Here is a 15,968-nt window from a genome sequence, read left to right as displayed (position 1 = left end):
AACTTGTGAAGCCTCCGCCGCCGGCTTCGGGACCGGTGGAGCTGCGGCGCCCACCGGACCTGCCTGCCGTCCCTCCGGCCAACCCGTTGGCGCGCCTGCTTCCGCTGGTGATGCTGGTGGCCGTCGGCGGTATGGTCGCGGTGTACCTGACCTCGGGGCAGTCGGCTGCCCGCAATCCGATCTTCCTGCTCTTTCCCGTCATGATGCTGGCGTCGGCGATGGGTACCTTGGCGCACACCTTCCGCGGCCGTACCGGAGAGATCGATGCGGGGCGCCGCGGCTATCTTCGGTATCTCGACGCAGTGGTCGACGACGCCACGGAGACGGCACGCCGGCAACATCAGGTGTTGCACTGGACCCACCCGGATCCGGCCGCGTTGTGGACGATGGCCGGTGGGGCGCGCATGTGGGAACGCCGCCCCGGCGGCCCGGACTTCGGGGTGATCAGGGTGGGGCTCGGCGCAGTGGCGCTGTCGACACCCTTGATAGCTCCGCCGGCCGGCACGGACGAGGAGACCGACCCGGTGACCGTCGGTGCGCTGAAGGACGTCCTGGACCGTTGCGCGTTGCTCGACGACGTGCCGGTCACGCTGCGGCTGGCGGATTGTCCCCGGGTGCCGATCGGCATGGACCGCGCTTCGGCGCGGAACCTGCTGCGCGCCATGGTCTGTCAACTGGCCATGCTGCACAGTCCACGCGATGTCAGGATCGCGGCCGTGGTACCGGTCGGCGACGGGCACTGGGACTGGCTGAAATGGCTGCCGCACCACCGCGACCACGAGGTGGTCGATGCTGCGGGTCCACGCCGGCTCACTTTCCCCGATCTCGATGCAGCGCGGGAAGCTTGCCGGGCGCTGCGTGCCGTCCAGGTGGTGATCGTGGTGGACGGCGTGGACGTACCGGCAACAGAGGTCGGTGCCGGTGTCACGGTGATCGACATCTCCGACGTCGGGGCCGCGGGCCTTCCGCCCGGATGCCGCGCGGATGGAATCAGTCTGGCCGAGGCGCTGATCTGCGCCCGCCGCCTGGCGCCGCATATGCCCGACCGATCGGCCGGGGCGGTGACGGGTTGGCCCGAACTGATCGGCATCGGGGCGTCCGGAGCCCTCGATCCGGACGTGGCGTGGCGTCCACGCACGGACGGGCTGCGGCTCCGGGTGCCGATCGGGTTCACCGAAGACACCGACAGTGCCCCAGGTCGTCCCGTCGTCCTGGACATCAAGGAGGCCGCGCACGGCGGCATGGGGCCACATGGACTGTGTATCGGTGCGACGGGCTCCGGGAAGTCAGAGTTCCTGCGGACCTTGATCCTCGGGCTGATCGCGACGCACCCACCCGAGGAACTGAATCTCGCGCTGATCGATTTCAAAGGTGGTGCGACGTTCCTCGGGCTGGACCGCGCCGCGCACGTCGCGGCCGTCATCACCAACCTCGCCGACGAAGCACACCTGGTGGACCGCATGCGGGATGCGCTGACCGGTGAGATGAACCGCAGACAGGAACTACTTCGGGCGGCAGGAAACCTGGCCGGTGTGCACGACTACCGGCAGGCGCGGGCGGCCGGCGCTGACCTGCCCGCACTACCGGTGTTGTTCATCATCGTCGACGAGTTCTCCGAACTGCTCAGCCGACAACCGGATTTCGCCGAGCTCTTCGTGGCGATCGGACGGGTCGGCCGCTCTCTGGGGATGCATCTGCTGCTGGCGAGTCAGCGCTTCGACGAGGGCAGGATGCGCGGGCTCGACACCCACCTGTCCTATCGCGTGTGCCTGAAGACGTTCTCCACCGGCGAGTCCCGGGCCGTACTGGGAATTCCGGACGCCTACCATCTACCGGCCGCGCCCGGCTCCGCTTATCTGAGGACGCCGTCAGGGGAGACGGTCCGCTTCCGCACCGCGTTCGTCTCGGGGCCGGTGGGCGGGCCGGCACCGAACGTCTCGGGTGCGCCATGCCTGTTCACCGCCGCACCCGCCGGGAGAGACATGCACAACGAGGTATCGGCGGCGCCCACGATGCTCGATGCCGTACTGGACCGACTGACCGGCCGCGGCGTCCCCGCACACCGGGTCTGGCTCCCGCCGCTGGACGAACCGCCGGCCCTCGGCGATCTCCTCGCCGCGCACGGGTCCGGCCGGCTTCGGGTACCGATCGGTCTGGTGGACAACGCTTTCGGGCAACGTCACGAGCCCCTGATGGTGGACTTCGCGGGCGCTGCCGGGCACGCCGCGGTGATCGGTGCCACCCGGTCGGGAAAATCCACCGCGCTGTGCTCCCTCATCCTGGCGCTGGCGGCGACCCATGATCCGGGCGAGGTGCGCTGCTACCTGCTGGATTTCGGTGGCGGCGCGCTGTCCTCGCTGGACGCGTTGCCCCACACGGGTGTGTGCGCCGGACTCGGGGATGCCGAGCTGGCCCGCCGGGCCGTCGCGCATGTCCACGACGTGCTGCGGAGACGGGAAGCGGGGGTGCGCGATGAGCACGGTGACATCTTCCTGATCGTCGACGGGTGGGCGGCCATGCGGCAGGAATGCGACGGCTTGGAGGAAGCGATCACGGCGCTGGCGGTGCAGGGTCTCGCGCATCGGATCCACGTCGTCGTCGCCGCGTCCCGCTGGGCGGACCTGCGGCCCGCGCTCAAGGATCACCTGGGTACCCGCATCGAACTCCGACTCGGCGATCCCGCCGAGTCGGAGATGGACCGCAAGCGGGCACGGCTGCTCGCCCACCGCGGGCCCGGCACCGGTCTCAACCGCGACGGGCTGTCCCTGTTGATCGCATGCCCGACCCTGTTCGGCCTGGATACGCCTGCGGCGGTGCAGGCCTTGCGTACCCGGCACGCCGCGCACGCGATCTCCCGGATCGAGGTGCTGCCTGCCATGGTCCGCTGGTCCGGCGGCTCGACACCCGAAGGGGCTGCTTCGACCACGGTTGCCGTCGGCCTAGGGGAGAGCCGGATGCAGCCGGTGACGATCGACTTCCGCAAGCACGGTCACCTCATCGTGCTCGGTGAGAGCGAATGCGGCAAGACGGCGGCGTTGCGCACCCTGTGCCGTGCGCTGACGCGTTCCAATGGTGCCGACGCCGTCCGGTTGCTCATCGTGGACTACCGGCGCAGCCTGCTCGGCGTGGTGGAATCGGAACATCTGGCCGGGTACGCGATATCGGCCGAGGCCGTAGCGGCCCAACTGCCGCCCATGCTGGAGCAGCTGCGCTCCCGGCTACCGGGACTCGACGTATCGCAACAACAGTTGCGTGACCGCTCATGGTGGTCCGGGCCGGAAATGTACGTCGTGATCGACGATTACGACATGGTCGCGGCGGACGGCGGAAACCCGCTGAGCCCGCTGCTGGAATATCTACCCCATGCCAAGGACGTAGGCCTGCACATCATCGTTGCGCGGCGCTCCGGCGGAGCCGCCCGGGCCATGTTCGACCCGTTTCTGGCCCGGCTGCGCGAATTGGGTAGCGCCGGCCTGATGATGAGTGCGGGGCCCGAGGAGGGGGCATTGCTCGGCTCGGTGCGCCCGGTGCCGCTGCCACCGGGCCGGGCCACCCTCATCCTCCGGGGATCTGCGGCCGAACGGGTTCAGCTCGCGTGGACCGAGCCGCAGTGACGGCGGTCGCGGTGCTCTTCGGCCCGGCGACGGTGCGCGGCCCGTGCCCCGTGAGCGGCGAATTGGTCAGGGCGGGAATGGATTTCCTCGACGACCGCGACACGATCATCGACGATCTGCCGGTATCGGTGGATTCGGTGCTGAGGGAGATCATCGGCACCGCGGTGGGGGGCGACCGCCGGGTCGCCGACGGACTGGTGCTCGTCTGCCCCGGGTGGTGGCCGCCGGCGCGGCTGGACCGTATCCGCGCGGCGGCCACTGGGGCCTGCGCCGACGCCGTCGTGGTGACCCGGGCGCAAGTACATCGGCGCCGACATCCTGGCGCCGACATCATCGTGGAGATCACAGACGAGTTCGTCCTCGCTGCGACAGCGGACACCACGTTGCTCGTCGTCCCGAGGCGCACCGGGGTGGCCGCAGCAGTGGCGGCCGGCCTCGACGAGCCCGCCTCGGTGCTCATCGATGTGCCGGGCGGCATCGCGGGCGCGCGGGCGGTCGCCACCGAGACGGCCGCCGGCCTGCAGCGGGGCGGCGACGTCGCCATCGTCGGCGACCATCAGTTGCTCCAGACTGCCGGCGACATGTGCGCGTCGCCCGCCGACCCGCCGCGCCACCGGTTGCCATGGGTGGTCGTCGTGTGTCTGCTGGCCGCGGCGACCGCCGTGGCGGTGGCACTGCATCGCTCACCACGCGAACCATCGGACCGCACAACGGTGTTGATCACGGAAGGCCGGGTCGCCGCAAGGGTTCCCGCAGACTGGGTGGTCGAACGGATCACCGCCGGAACCGGGTCGCGTCGCGTCCAGGTCACCGAATCCGGCGGCGAGCGTGCGCTGCTCATCGTGCAGTCACCGGCCGAAGTCGATATGGCTACGACGGCAACGACTCTCGCCACCGCACTGCGCAGGGAAGACCCCACGGTGTTCACCGATTTCGAGGCCACCGGACAGCGCGCCGGCCGGCCCGTGATCAGTTACACCGAGGCCAGGGCAGACAGGAAGATCGAATGGTCCGTCTTCCTCGAGGGCGGAGTGCGGATCGCCGTCGGATGCCAGAGCACCACCGCCCGGGATGCGCGGGAGATCTGTGACCAGACCATCGCATCCGCCCACAGCGTGCGGTGAGCAAGATCCGGATCAATGGAACCGAAACGCCGCCCGCTGCGTCGAACCTCAGTAGTACCCGACGAGAGGACTCAGATGGCTTCGCTGAACACCGATTTCGATCTCATGCACGTGGTGGCAGGACAGATCGACACGCGTAACGAGGAGATCCGGGCCATGCTCGGATCGTTCATCGGGCGGATGAGTTCCGTCCCGCCGTCGGTGTGGGGCGGTGCCGCGGCGGTGCGTTTCCGCGAGGTCGTCGAGCGGTGGAACGCCGAATCGACGGCATTACACAACGCCTTGGCGCGGATCTCCGAAACCATCCGGCTCAACGAGCGCACCCTGCGCGAGGCCGGCGACAACCATTCCCAGCAGATCGCCGCCATTACCACCCACCTGTAAGGAGTCACGATGGATGCCACGCTGTCCTACAACTTCGACGAGATCGAGTACACGGTCCGCCAGGAGATTCACACCACCTCGGCGCGGCTGAGTGTGGCGCTGGAAGAGTTGCGGGCACAGATCACGCCACTGCAGCAGACCTGGACCCGCCACGCCGCCGAGGCCTACCGGATTGAACAGATGCGCTGGGACCAGTCGGCATCGGCCTTGCAGGACATCCTGTTCCGGCTGGGAAACGCGGTCCGCGACGGCGCTGACGAGATCGCCGCAACCGACCGGCAAGCCGCCAATGCCTGGGGTTACTGACTCCTCGGCGTTGCCATGAAACCTGCGCGGTCCCGCCGGGGGGGAGGACCGGCGGGACCGCGCAGTCACACCAGCTCGGTGCGTGCAGAAGTGACAAACGCACTCAAATGTCCTGTCGGACATGCCACTCACGAGTGGCCGGATGCGCAAGTTCTGTTCGGCGGTCTGTTCGGCTCCTCGTCGGGATCCTCCCCGGGGCCGGAGATAAGGGCTATGGTGTGGGATGCGGCCGAGGCAGTGAGGCGTCGGGCCGTGATCGGGAGCGTGATCATCTGTGAGGACGACCAAGGGGCCGAGTGCTCGGGAGCTTCGTGCTGTGCACGAACTTTTCGTCGCAGGCGAGGTCGACGTCGCTGAGCTGGAACCGACGACGGTGCGGCCGGTGGTCGCCAAGAGCTGGCAGCGCAGCCTCGCCAAGGGCGTGGATCCAGACTTCGATCGGGCCCGGCCCGCCGCGGTGGGCTCCGGCATCGCAAAACTGCGTGATTCCCACCCGCTGGCACCCGCACTCCCGGTGATCCGTCGGCTACTCGTCGACGATGCCGTGGATGCGGGCGTTGTCGTGGCCGTCACCTCGGCCGACGGCACCCTGCTGTGGGTCGAGGGCGACCCGAGAGCGCGCCGCAGAGCCGAGCAGATGAACTTCGTGCCCGGTGCGGATTGGAGTGAGCGCAGCGCAGGCACCAATGCGCCCGGCACCGCGCTGGCATTGGACCGCGAGCTGCAGATCAGGGGTTCGGAGCACTTCTCCCGCGTCGTGCAGCCGTGGAGCTGTACCGCCACCCCCCTGCACGACCCGGACACGGGGGCACTGCTCGGCGCCATCGACCTCACCGGGGGCGCCCAGGCCGCGTCGGCCCAAACGTTGGCGCTGGTCAGGGCCACCGCGTTGGCTGTGGAGAATCATCTGGCCCTGCTGCGGCTGACCGGGAGCGTCCCGGAACCGGCGACGCGCAAGCCGCACCTGGTCGTGTTGGGCGCAGACCGCCCGCGTTGGGTGACCACCGACGTCTACGGTCACCTCCGCGCAACGATGCTGACCGGGCGACACGCCGACATCCTGGTGCTGCTCAGCAGGCACCCCGAGGGATTGTCCGCAGACCACCTGGCCGTCCTTCTCGACGACAAGGACCTGGACGTGGTGACGGTGCGGGCCGAGATGTCGCGGCTGCGCAAGGTCATCGGCGCCGAGTACCTGGAGTCCCGTCCGTATCGCCTGCTGGTCCCGATCACCACCGATATCGGTGAGGTCTTCGACGCCCTTGACCTCGGCGATGTCGAGTCCGCGCTGGCCGCCTACCACGGTCCGTTGCTGCCTCAGTCGGTGTCACCGTCGATCGCGCGGCTACGCATGCAGCTGTCGGCGAGTATGCGCGGTGCGGTGCTCGCCGAGTGTTCGCGCGGCGATATGTCCCCGCTGCGGCGCTGGCTGGACCTTCCGGAGGGCCGCGACGATCGGGAGGGTTGGGAGGCGCTGCGCAACAGTGCCTCGATCGGTCCCGTGGGACGCGCGCAGGCCGGCGGACACCTCGCCGGGCTCGACTTCGAACTGGGCTGAACCGCCCGTATCCGGCACCCCGTGCAACGGTGGTGCAACCCTGCCATTCGTACATTTAGTGACGACCGACACACTTCGCTGTCCTCTGCAGGAGATCTCCATGACTGTTTATGCGCGCCCGGGTACTGAAGGCGCTTTGATGTCTTTTGAGTCCCGTTATGGCAATTTCATTGGTGGGCAGTGGGTGGCTCCGGTGGCCGGCCGGTATTTCGAGAATCCGACGCCGGTGACGGGGCAGGTGTTTTGTGAGATCCCGCGTTCGGATGAGGCTGATGTGGAGTTGGCGTTGGATGCCGCGCATGCGGCGGCCCCGGCCTGGGGTAAGACCAGTCCGGCGGAGCGGGCGTTGGTGTTGAACCGGATCGCGGATCGGATTGAGGAGAATCTGGAGTCGATCGCGGTGGCGGAGTCGTGGGATAACGGCAAGCCGGTCCGGGAGACGCTGAACGCTGATATTCCGTTGGCGGTGGATCATTTCCGGTATTTCGCCGGCGTGCTGCGCGCCCAGGAGGGGTCGTTGTCGCAGATCGACGAGGACACCGTGGCGTATCACTTCCATGAGCCGTTGGGTGTGGTGGGGCAGATCATTCCGTGGAATTTCCCGATTTTGATGGCGGTGTGGAAGTTGGCGCCGGCGTTGGCGGCGGGTAATGCGGTGGTGTTGAAGCCGGCTGAGCAGACTCCGGCGTCGATTTTGTATTTGTTCTCGATCATCGGGGATTTGTTGCCCGCCGGTGTGGTGAACATCGTGAACGGGTTCGGGGTGGAGGCGGGTAAGCCGCTGGCGTCGTCGAATCGGATCGCGAAGATCGCGTTCACCGGCGAGACGACCACGGGTCGGTTGATCATGCAGTACGCGTCCCAGAATCTGATCCCGGTGACTTTGGAGCTGGGTGGGAAGTCGCCGAATATTTTCTTCAGTGATGTGCTGGCGAGCAACGATGCCTATCAGGATAAGGCGTTGGAGGGGTTCACGATGTTCGCCCTGAATCAGGGTGAGGTGTGTACGTGTCCGTCGCGGTCGTTGATTCAGGCTGATATCTATGACGAGTTTTTGGCGTTGGCGGCGATCCGGACGAAGGCGGTGCGCCAGGGGGATCCGTTGGATACCGAGACGATGATCGGTGCGCAGGCCTCCAATGATCAGTTGGAGAAGATTCTGTCGTATATCGAGATCGGTAAGGGTGAGGGGGCGCAGGTGCTTACCGGTGGTGAGCGTGCCGAGCTCGGTGGGGATCTGGGTGGTGGTTTTTATGTGGCGCCGACGATTTTCACCGGTCATAACAAGATGCGGATTTTCCAGGAGGAGATTTTCGGGCCGGTGGTGGCGGTGACGTCGTTCACTGATTATGCGGATGCGATCGCGCAGGCCAATGACACCTTGTATGGGTTGGGTGCGGGGGTGTGGAGTCGTAGCGGTAATACCGCGTATCGGGCGGGGCGTGATATCAAGGCCGGTCGGGTGTGGACGAATTGTTATCACCAGTACCCGGCGCATGCGGCGTTCGGTGGGTACAAGCAGTCCGGTATCGGCCGGGAGAACCACAAGATGATGCTCGATCATTACCAGCAGACCAAGAACCTGCTGGTCAGCTACAGCGAAAACGCCGCCGGCTTCTTCTGATCCACGCCGGAGGATGCTGCCATGTCTCAAGCAACCAGGGTGCTGATCACCCGGGGTGCCGCCGACCTCGTGTTACGTCTGCAGAACCGGTACGGCGCCTTGATGTTTCACCAGTCCGGCGGCGCCTCTGACGGATCGTCTCCGATGTGCTACCCGGTGGGCGAGTACGCGATCGGGGACAGCGATGTGCTGCTCGGTGTGCTCGACGTGGTCTCCGAGCGCCAACCCTATGGTGTTCCGGTCTGGCTTTCCGGTCCGCAGTACACGGTGTGGGAACACAGCCAGTTGGTGATCGACGTGGTGCCCGGCCGTGCCGCGGGGTTCAGTCTGGAAGCATCAGTCGGCCTGCGCTTCCTGTCTCGGGCGCGCGTCGTGCCGGAGCGAAACGCCGCGGTGCTGCCGCGCTCCGTGCGAGGATGCATCGTGACTTCCGGCGCCGCCGAGCAGGGGGTGCGACGGTAGCGAATCCCGAAGATGTTCGAGTTCAATCACCTTCGAAGATGAGGAGCAGTGTTGCCCGATTTCGTCGCAGCCATAGATCAGGGCACCACCAGTACCCGCGCCATGATCTTCGATCACGCCGGTGCCGAGGTGGGGCGGCATCAACTCGAACACGAACAGATCCTGCCGCAGGCCGGCTGGGTGGAACACAACCCGGTGGAGATCTGGGAGCGCACCGCGTCGGTGCTCACCTCGGTGCTCAACAACACCAATCTGCAGCCCAATGACATTGCAGCGCTGGGTATCACCAACCAGCGAGAGACCACGCTGGTGTGGAACAAGAAGACCGGCAGGCCGTACTACAACGCCATCGTCTGGCAGGACACCCGCACCGATCGCATCGCCTCGGCACTGGACCGCGACGGACGTGGTGATGTCATCCGCCGCAAAGCAGGTCTGCCCCCGGCCACGTACTTCTCCGGCGGCAAGATCCAGTGGATTCTGGAGAACGTCGACGGCGTACGCGAGGCCGCCGAAAAGGGCGATGCCCTCTTCGGCAACAGCGACAGCTGGGTGGTGTGGAATCTGACGGGGGGTCCGCGCGGCGGAGTGCATGTCACCGACGTCACCAACGCCAGCCGCACCATGCTGATGAACCTGGAGACCCTCGACTGGGACGACGAACTGCTGTCGTTCTTCGGCATTCCGCGGCAGATGCTGCCCCAGATCAGGCCGTCTTCGTCGCCGGACCCGTATGGGACGACACTGACCGCGGGCCCGATGGGCGGCGAGGTGCCGGTGACGGGCATTCTGGGCGACCAGCAGGCCGCGATGGTCGGCCAGGTCTGCCTGGCGGCCGGTGAGGCCAAGAACACCTACGGCACAGGCAATTTCCTGTTGCTGAACACCGGTGAGAAGATCGTCCGTTCGGACAATGGGCTGCTCACCACCGTGTGCTATCAGTTCGGTGACGCGAAACCCGTTTACGCCCTTGAGGGTTCGATCGCCGTGACCGGTTCGGCCGTGCAATGGCTGCGTGATCAGCTGGGCATCATCAGCGGAGCCGCCCAAAGTGAGGCGCTGGCCCGCCAGGTCGAAGACAACGGCGGGGTGTATTTCGTGCCGGCGTTCTCCGGGCTGTTCGCACCGTACTGGCGCTCCGATGCCCGCGGCGCGATCGTCGGGCTGTCGCGGTTCAACACCAACGCGCACGTGGCGCGGGCGACGCTGGAGGCGATCTGCTATCAGAGCCGCGACGTCGTCGATGCGATGGAAGCCGACTCGGGCGTGCACCTGGAGGTGCTCAAGGTGGACGGCGGGATCACCGCCAATGAGTTGTGCATGCAGATCCAGGCCGATGTGCTGGGGGTCGATGTGGTCAAACCCGTTGTGGCAGAGACCACCGCGTTGGGTGCCGCGTACGCCGCGGGCCTGGCGGTCGGGTTCTGGAGTGATCCGAACGACCTGCGGGCCAACTGGCAGGAGGACAAGCGGTGGTCGCCGTCCTGGTCGGAGGATCAGCGGGCGGGCGGGTACGCGGGCTGGCAGAAAGCCGTGCAACGCACCCTGGACTGGGTGGACGTCTCCTAGCCGGGCGACGGCCCCGGTGCACCGCGCCGGGGCCGTCGGTCGGCTCTACAGTGCCGCGACCCCGGCCTCGGCCACCTTGACATCCTGCTCGACACTTCCCGCGCTGACGCCGATCGCACCGACCACCACACCGTCGACCGTCAGCGGAATCCCGCCGCCGAAGATGACCAGGCCGCCACATGTCTGTTCCAGGCCATAGAGTTCGGCGCCGGGTTGGGCGATCGCGGTGAGCGCACTAGTGGGAGCATTCATCAGTATCGACGTGCGCGCCTTACGGATCGAGATGTCGATACTCGCCTTGATGGCACCGTCCATCCTGGCGAATGCCACCAGATGGCCGCCGTCGTCGACGACCGCGATGTTCATCGGCTGCGCGATATCCCGAGCCTTCGCAATCGCCGCGTCGACGACTCTGGTGGCGCTTGACAGACTGATGGCGCTCATTGATGAACCTTTCGAATCGGTTTTCCCGCAATAATTTTGACGTTCACGGGGGTGCAGTCACCCGTCGTCGATCATAATGGCCGCAACCGCAATGAGCAGGTGTTTCAACCTCTTCCGGCGTCGCGGCGTCAGATCCTAGCCAAAAACTCACCCGTGGGTCAGGCTGTGCCCCACCCCCGGCCAGTATGCGGGCGGGAACCGGCAGAAAGCACCACCGCGCCCGGCGACTGCACAAAGACTGTGCCACAGAATCTTTGGTGGCCAAGAGAGGGTGAGTCAGTGTCGAATATCGACATCTTCGTCTGGGAGTTCCTGGGCACCGCGGTGCTGTGTCTGCTCGGGAATGGCTCGGTGGCCGCGGTGGTCCTGAAGAACTCGTTCTCCCACGGCGGTGGCGGCGACTGGGTGATCATCGTGATTGGCTGGGGATTCGCGGTGTTCGCCGGCGCCAGTATCGCCAGTCCGTCCGGAGCGCATATCAACCCCGCGGTGACGCTGGCTGTGGCGATCTCCGGTGGTATTCCGTGGTCGTCGGTCCCGGTCTACTGGGCCGGCCAACTACTGGGTGGCTTCCTCGGCGCCTGGTTGTGCTGGGCCGCGTTCAAGTTGCAGTTCGACAAGAACGACGACAACTCCGGCACGCGGGGCATCTTCTGCACCTCGCCGGCCGTGCGGGCGATTCCGTGGAATATCGTCACCGAGGTCATCGCGACATTCGTGCTGATCTTGTGGATCCTGACCAACCCGCAGATCAACTCGACACTCGGTTACGCCGCAGTGTCTTTCGTGATCATCACCATCGGCTTCGGTCTGGGTGGCCCCACGGGCTACGCCATCAACCCGGCCCGTGACCTCGGCCCGCGCCTCGCGTACGCCCTGATGCCGATCAAGGGCAAGGCCGATGCGGGCTGGAACTACGCCTGGGTACCGGTGGTGGCCCCGCTGATCGGTGCAGCCCTGGCGGCCGGCGTGGCTGCGCTACTGCCGGCCTAGCAGCGCGTCCGGGCGCAGTGCGAGGACCAGGCCATTGGGGACATCCGATCCGGATTCCCAGCCGCCTGTGACGCCGAGCATGTCCCGGATCAAGTAGACGATATCGCCGTGGGTGATGATCGCGACACGGTCGCCGGAGACGGCGATATCAGACAGCGCAGACAGCACCCGCTCGGTGGGATCCTCCAGCCGTCCCGGGGCGGCCCATCCACGTTCCCGAAACCGGACGTCGGCGGATACCGGCACCCCCAGCACGCCGGCGATGGCCCGTGCGGTCTGGGCCGCGCGCACCGCGTCAGAGGTAACGATGCGGTCGATATCCTTGTCCCGCAGGGTGTTACCGGCGGCGAATGCCTGGCTCAGGCCACGTTCGGTCAACGATGGGTGCGCGATCTGGCGCTGAATCCGGCCCTCGGCGTTCCAGGTCGACTCACCGTGGCGTACCACCCAGAGCGACGGTCCGGGCGTCAACTGCTCAGTTGCGCGGCGACCGGTCGCGCCGCTCTCCCCGCGACGAAGCCGGCCACCGCACCGATGACGGTGGTGGCCGGTGGCCGTACCCCGGCGGCGTGCGCGGCGGCGGCGATGGTGCCCAGATCGCCGCGCAACTCGCGCTGACCGGCGAGGGTGCCATCGGCGATCACCGCGGCCGGGGTGGTGTCGGGCATACCGGCCTCGATGAGTGCCCGGGTGATCGCATTCAGGTTGCCGACCGCCATCATCAGCACGATCGTCGTATTGGTGCGGGCCAGCGCGGCGTAGTCGACCGTGCAGTCCGGATGGTCGGGAGGAACATGGCCGGAGACCACGGTGAAGCCCTGGGTGAGCCCGCGGTGGGTGACCGGGATCAGCGCCGCGGCCGGCGCGGCGATCGCCGAACTCACGCCGGGTATCACCTCCACGGTGACCCCGGCCCGTACACACTCGTCGGCTTCCTCGCCGCCGCGGCCGAAGACGAATCCGTCGCCGCCCTTGAGCCGGACCACGGTGCGCCCGGCCAGGGCGTGCTCGATGAGCATCGCGTTGATCTCGTACTGCTCGGTCCGTCGGCCGCCGGGGATCTTCGAGGCATCGATGATTTGAGCGCGGGGCGCGATCTCATGGAGTGCCCCCACGGGTGCCAGTCGGTCGGTGACGATGACATCGGCAGCGGCCAGCGCGGCTCGGCCGGCGACGGTGAGCAGTCCGGGATCGCCGGGGCCGCCACCGACGATGATCACCCGGCCACGGGAGACCGTGGCGGGGGAGTCGCGCCGGGAAGCCGACTGGTCCGAGCCGATGCAGAACACGCCTTGCTGGCGGGCCAGCTCGGCGATGGTGTGATCGGTGCCCGGGATACCCGTGTAGGTGAACAACAGCTCGGCCATATCGATATCGGCCGGATGAAAATCTCTATCCCGCAACGTGATCAGACCCCGATCGGCGAGGTCGAACAGATAGGCCGGCGGTCGCGGGGACACCACGGTGACCACCGCGCCGGCCGCCACCAGGGCGCCGACGACGCTGAGTGCGCGATCTTCGGTACCCACGACCGTCACCTCACGGTGACGGACGGGCAGCCGCAGCGCGATCTCGCCGTCGAGTCCGTCGGGGGCCAGGTCCGTGGCGAGGGCGTCAGACATGGTGTCCGCGCAGCACCGTCGCCACCAGCGCGGCACGGTTGTGCACCCCGAATTTGTCCATGACGTTGTGCAGATGGAACTTGACAGTGGCCTCCGAGATGAAAAGGGTTCCGGCGATCGCGCGGTTGTCCAGTCCGTTGGTGAGCAGTCCGAGTACCTCGCCTTCGCGCCGGGTCAGCAAACGGGCATAGCCAGGCTCCGTCTGGGCCCGCAGTTCGTCGATCAGGGTATCTGCGCTGCGCGCATCGAGGGCGTGGTGACCGTCGATCACCCGGAGGAACGCTGCGCGCAGCTCGTCCGAAGGGGAACGCCGATCGACCAGGCCGTCGGCGCCGGCGCGGATCAGCGGCAGCGCCAGCTCACGCGGGTCGTCCCCGTCGATCACGGCCAGCACCCTCGGTGCCGGGTCGAGCTCGGCGAGCAGAGCGGGCAGATCCGGGCCGGCCTCGGCACCGATGACCAAGAGTTCGGGCGCCAGCTCGCGCAGCCGGTCCACCAACCCCGCGCCGCGTTGCAGATCGCCGACCAACCGGACCGCGCCCAGTTGCGCCGCGATATGCATCAGTCCGTGTCGCAGTAGCTCGTCGTCCATCACGAGCACGGTGCGCAACACCACCGGAATATCGAAAGATGCTGATATGTCCGTTGTTTCAGCCGATTGGTCGCTCTCGGTACTGCGCCCGACCGGGGGGAGCGGTGCGTAGCGCGTCTGAGACCAGCCCATGATTGACTCCATCCTGCCGCTGAGCGGCGAATGCTAACGCCGGGTGCGTTGCACCGGGGTTGCAAAGAGACGAAGTCAGCTCCGGGAGCCCGGGTGTGACGCGGTGGGCGCCGCGAGCACACAGTCCCCGCACAGACCGGACTGCGGCACCTGGTAGTACAGGCAGCAGCTGCGCCGGACGAAATGGCCGTCGCTGAAACTGCCGGTGCCGGTCAGTGCGGCGGTGTCCAGCAGTGCGCGCACCAGCGCACGTCCCCGCATCACGCGGTCCGGCCGCGACAGCCCCAACACCGTCACGGCGCCGTTGGCGGCCGAGGTGATGTTGCCCGAGGTGATGTGCGCCGACAGGGACGTCAGCACACTCAACGTGGCGCCGAGGGCGGTCAGCGCGGACACCGCGGATGCGGCGATGAGCTGGGCCGCGGCCGGGAGATCCGGGGTCGAGGTCCACACCGCGCCGGCGACGGCGAACCGCGGTGTGTGCGTGCCCGAAGGTTGCCAGCGCACCGACCGCTCGTCGAGGATCGGGACCACGTCGAAGCAGACCGCCGATCCGATGACCGGAGACAGCAGCCGGGCGGCCACTCCTAGCTGGAACGATGACGCGGCAACGCGGAGCGGGATCTGTCCGCTCGGACGGCCTGTCGACGCGGCGATCGCGAGACGGGTGCGCTGCACATGGTCACTCAGCGTCGTATCGGTGAAAAGCTCTGGCAGCGGCAACCATTCGTCCCCGTTGTGGACGGGCAGCGCGAAGTACTCGCCGAGTTCCGCCAGTTCGGCGAGATACCCGGCGCCGTGGTCGCGACCTGTCGGTGCCGGACTGGCGTTCATGGTGCGGCCACGCTAGCCCGCAGTGGGGCGCCACCGCCAGGTGCGTCGGAAAAGCCCGCCCGCCGCGGTAGTGCGGCACCTCACCGAATGGCCGGGCCGGACCGCCGCAGGGCCCGGAACTGGACAAATGCCGGTGATCTTCGCTGCAACCTCGGTGCAACGTGACACAAGACACAATGGGCGGGTCGAGGCCGGTCCGTGTCACGAATATGGACCTGGAAATACGGATGAAGGTGGCCCATTCGTGGGTCATCCCTCAGTTGGGAGCAGCACATGACGGAACCGACCCTGGACCCCGCGACGGACTATCCGCTGAGTGTCCACCGGCGCGATCTGTTGTTCACCCCCAACGGCAAATCGATCGAGGACATCACGATCGATGCCGTCGTCGCCGGTGACATCCAGGCGACCGATCTGCGCATCACCCCCGACACCTTGCGTCTGCAGGCCCAGATCTCCGAACGGGTGGGGCGGCCGCAGCTCGGGGCGAACCTGCGACGCGCGGCCGAGATGACCGCGATCTCCGATGAGCGGGTGCTGCAGATCTACAACGCGCTGCGGCCCAACGCGTCGTCCAAATCCGAGCTCGACTCGATCGCCGACGAGCTGACCACGCAGTACAACGCGACCCACCTCGCCGACCTGGTGCGTGAGGCCGCCGACGTGTACGAGCGCCGCGACCTGCTGGCCAAGAGCGAATAGGAGACAAC

At 67.1% G+C, this 15,968-nt stretch carries 15 protein-coding genes; 10 read left to right on the top strand and 5 right to left on the bottom strand.

What is annotated here, in order from left to right; genetic code table 11:
• Positions 1-5: 5 nt before the first annotated feature.
• The 8 genes from eccCb (at position 6) to glpK (ending at position 10,641) form a co-directional block, all read left to right on the top strand.
• A complete protein-coding gene (gene eccCb / locus QN239_RS26345) occupies positions 6-3,614 on the top strand; it encodes a type VII secretion protein EccCb (protein WP_499014844.1) in 3,609 nt (1,202 codons plus the stop codon).
• The gene (locus QN239_RS26340; RefSeq protein WP_499014842.1) at positions 3,596-4,738 is read left to right on the top strand and encodes a type VII secretion-associated protein; all 1,143 of its coding nucleotides are present in this window, start codon (positions 3,596-3,598) and stop codon (positions 4,736-4,738) included. The genes eccCb and QN239_RS26340 overlap by 19 nt, the downstream gene beginning before the upstream one ends.
• Before the next feature lie 75 nt (positions 4,739-4,813).
• Positions 4,814-5,122, top strand: a complete 309-nt coding sequence (locus QN239_RS26335) for a WXG100 family type VII secretion target (protein WP_499014841.1) — start codon at positions 4,814-4,816, stop codon at positions 5,120-5,122.
• Between the two features lie 9 nt (positions 5,123-5,131).
• Positions 5,132-5,428 (top strand): WXG100 family type VII secretion target, encoded by a 297-nt coding sequence (locus tag QN239_RS26330; RefSeq protein WP_499014839.1) that lies wholly within the window; start codon positions 5,132-5,134, stop codon positions 5,426-5,428.
• A gap of 316 nt (positions 5,429-5,744) precedes the next feature.
• Entirely contained in the window at positions 5,745-6,986 is a 1,242-nt protein-coding gene (locus tag QN239_RS26325; RefSeq protein ID WP_170847331.1) for a helix-turn-helix domain-containing protein, read from the top strand.
• A 100-nt stretch (positions 6,987-7,086) separates the two neighbouring features.
• The gene (gene adh, locus QN239_RS26320) at positions 7,087-8,610 is read left to right on the top strand and encodes an aldehyde dehydrogenase (RefSeq protein WP_499016973.1); all 1,524 of its coding nucleotides are present in this window, start codon (positions 7,087-7,089) and stop codon (positions 8,608-8,610) included.
• Between the two features lie 21 nt (positions 8,611-8,631).
• On the top strand, positions 8,632-9,072 hold the full coding sequence (locus QN239_RS26315) for a DUF779 domain-containing protein (RefSeq protein ID WP_499014837.1): 441 nt from the start codon (positions 8,632-8,634) through the stop codon (positions 9,070-9,072).
• A gap of 51 nt (positions 9,073-9,123) precedes the next feature.
• The gene (gene glpK, locus QN239_RS26310; RefSeq protein WP_187098354.1) at positions 9,124-10,641 is read left to right on the top strand and encodes a glycerol kinase GlpK; all 1,518 of its coding nucleotides are present in this window, start codon (positions 9,124-9,126) and stop codon (positions 10,639-10,641) included.
• A gap of 45 nt (positions 10,642-10,686) precedes the next feature.
• Here the strand turns inward: glpK and QN239_RS26305 are convergent, their stop codons facing one another.
• A complete protein-coding gene (locus QN239_RS26305) occupies positions 10,687-11,085 on the bottom strand; it encodes a GlcG/HbpS family heme-binding protein (RefSeq protein ID WP_167156994.1) in 399 nt (132 codons plus the stop codon).
• Positions 11,086-11,364: 279 nt separating this feature from the next.
• Here QN239_RS26305 and QN239_RS26300 point away from each other — a divergent pair, with 279 nt between their 5' ends.
• Complete coding sequence (locus QN239_RS26300; protein WP_499014835.1) at positions 11,365-12,078, top strand: MIP/aquaporin family protein; 714 nt, start codon at positions 11,365-11,367, stop codon at positions 12,076-12,078.
• Here the strand turns inward: QN239_RS26300 and QN239_RS26295 are convergent.
• The 4 genes from QN239_RS26295 to QN239_RS26280 form a co-directional block, all read right to left on the bottom strand.
• Positions 12,064-12,549 carry a phosphoglycerate mutase family protein gene (locus QN239_RS26295; RefSeq protein ID WP_499014833.1) on the bottom strand — a complete coding sequence of 162 codons (486 nt, stop codon included), beginning with the start codon at positions 12,547-12,549 and terminating at the stop codon, positions 12,064-12,066. The two genes, QN239_RS26300 and QN239_RS26295, sit on opposite strands and share 15 nt — an antisense overlap.
• The gene (gene cobA, locus QN239_RS26290) at positions 12,546-13,700 is read right to left on the bottom strand and encodes a uroporphyrinogen-III C-methyltransferase (RefSeq protein ID WP_499014832.1); all 1,155 of its coding nucleotides are present in this window, start codon (positions 13,698-13,700) and stop codon (positions 12,546-12,548) included. The genes QN239_RS26295 and cobA overlap by 4 nt, the downstream gene beginning before the upstream one ends.
• Positions 13,693-14,292: a LuxR C-terminal-related transcriptional regulator gene (locus QN239_RS26285; protein ID WP_499014830.1), complete on the bottom strand. Its 600-nt coding sequence runs from the start codon at positions 14,290-14,292 to the stop codon at positions 13,693-13,695. Before QN239_RS26285 ends, cobA begins: the two co-directional genes overlap by 8 nt.
• Positions 14,293-14,499: 207 nt before the next feature.
• Positions 14,500-15,258: a (2Fe-2S)-binding protein gene (locus QN239_RS26280; RefSeq protein ID WP_499014829.1), complete on the bottom strand. Its 759-nt coding sequence runs from the start codon at positions 15,256-15,258 to the stop codon at positions 14,500-14,502.
• A gap of 273 nt (positions 15,259-15,531) precedes the next feature.
• Here QN239_RS26280 and QN239_RS26275 point away from each other — a divergent pair, with 273 nt between their 5' ends.
• Positions 15,532-15,960, top strand: coding sequence for a diol dehydratase small subunit (locus tag QN239_RS26275; RefSeq protein WP_090363103.1), 429 nt, complete (start codon positions 15,532-15,534; stop codon positions 15,958-15,960).
• Positions 15,961-15,968 lie beyond the last annotated feature (8 nt).

It is taken from the genome of Mycolicibacterium sp. Y3 (genome assembly GCF_051188035.1).
GTDB lineage: Bacteria > Actinomycetota > Actinomycetes > Mycobacteriales > Mycobacteriaceae > Mycobacterium > Mycobacterium fluoranthenivorans.
Note: the sequence above shows the minus strand (reverse complement) of the source record. Positions and strands in the feature narration are given on the sequence as shown.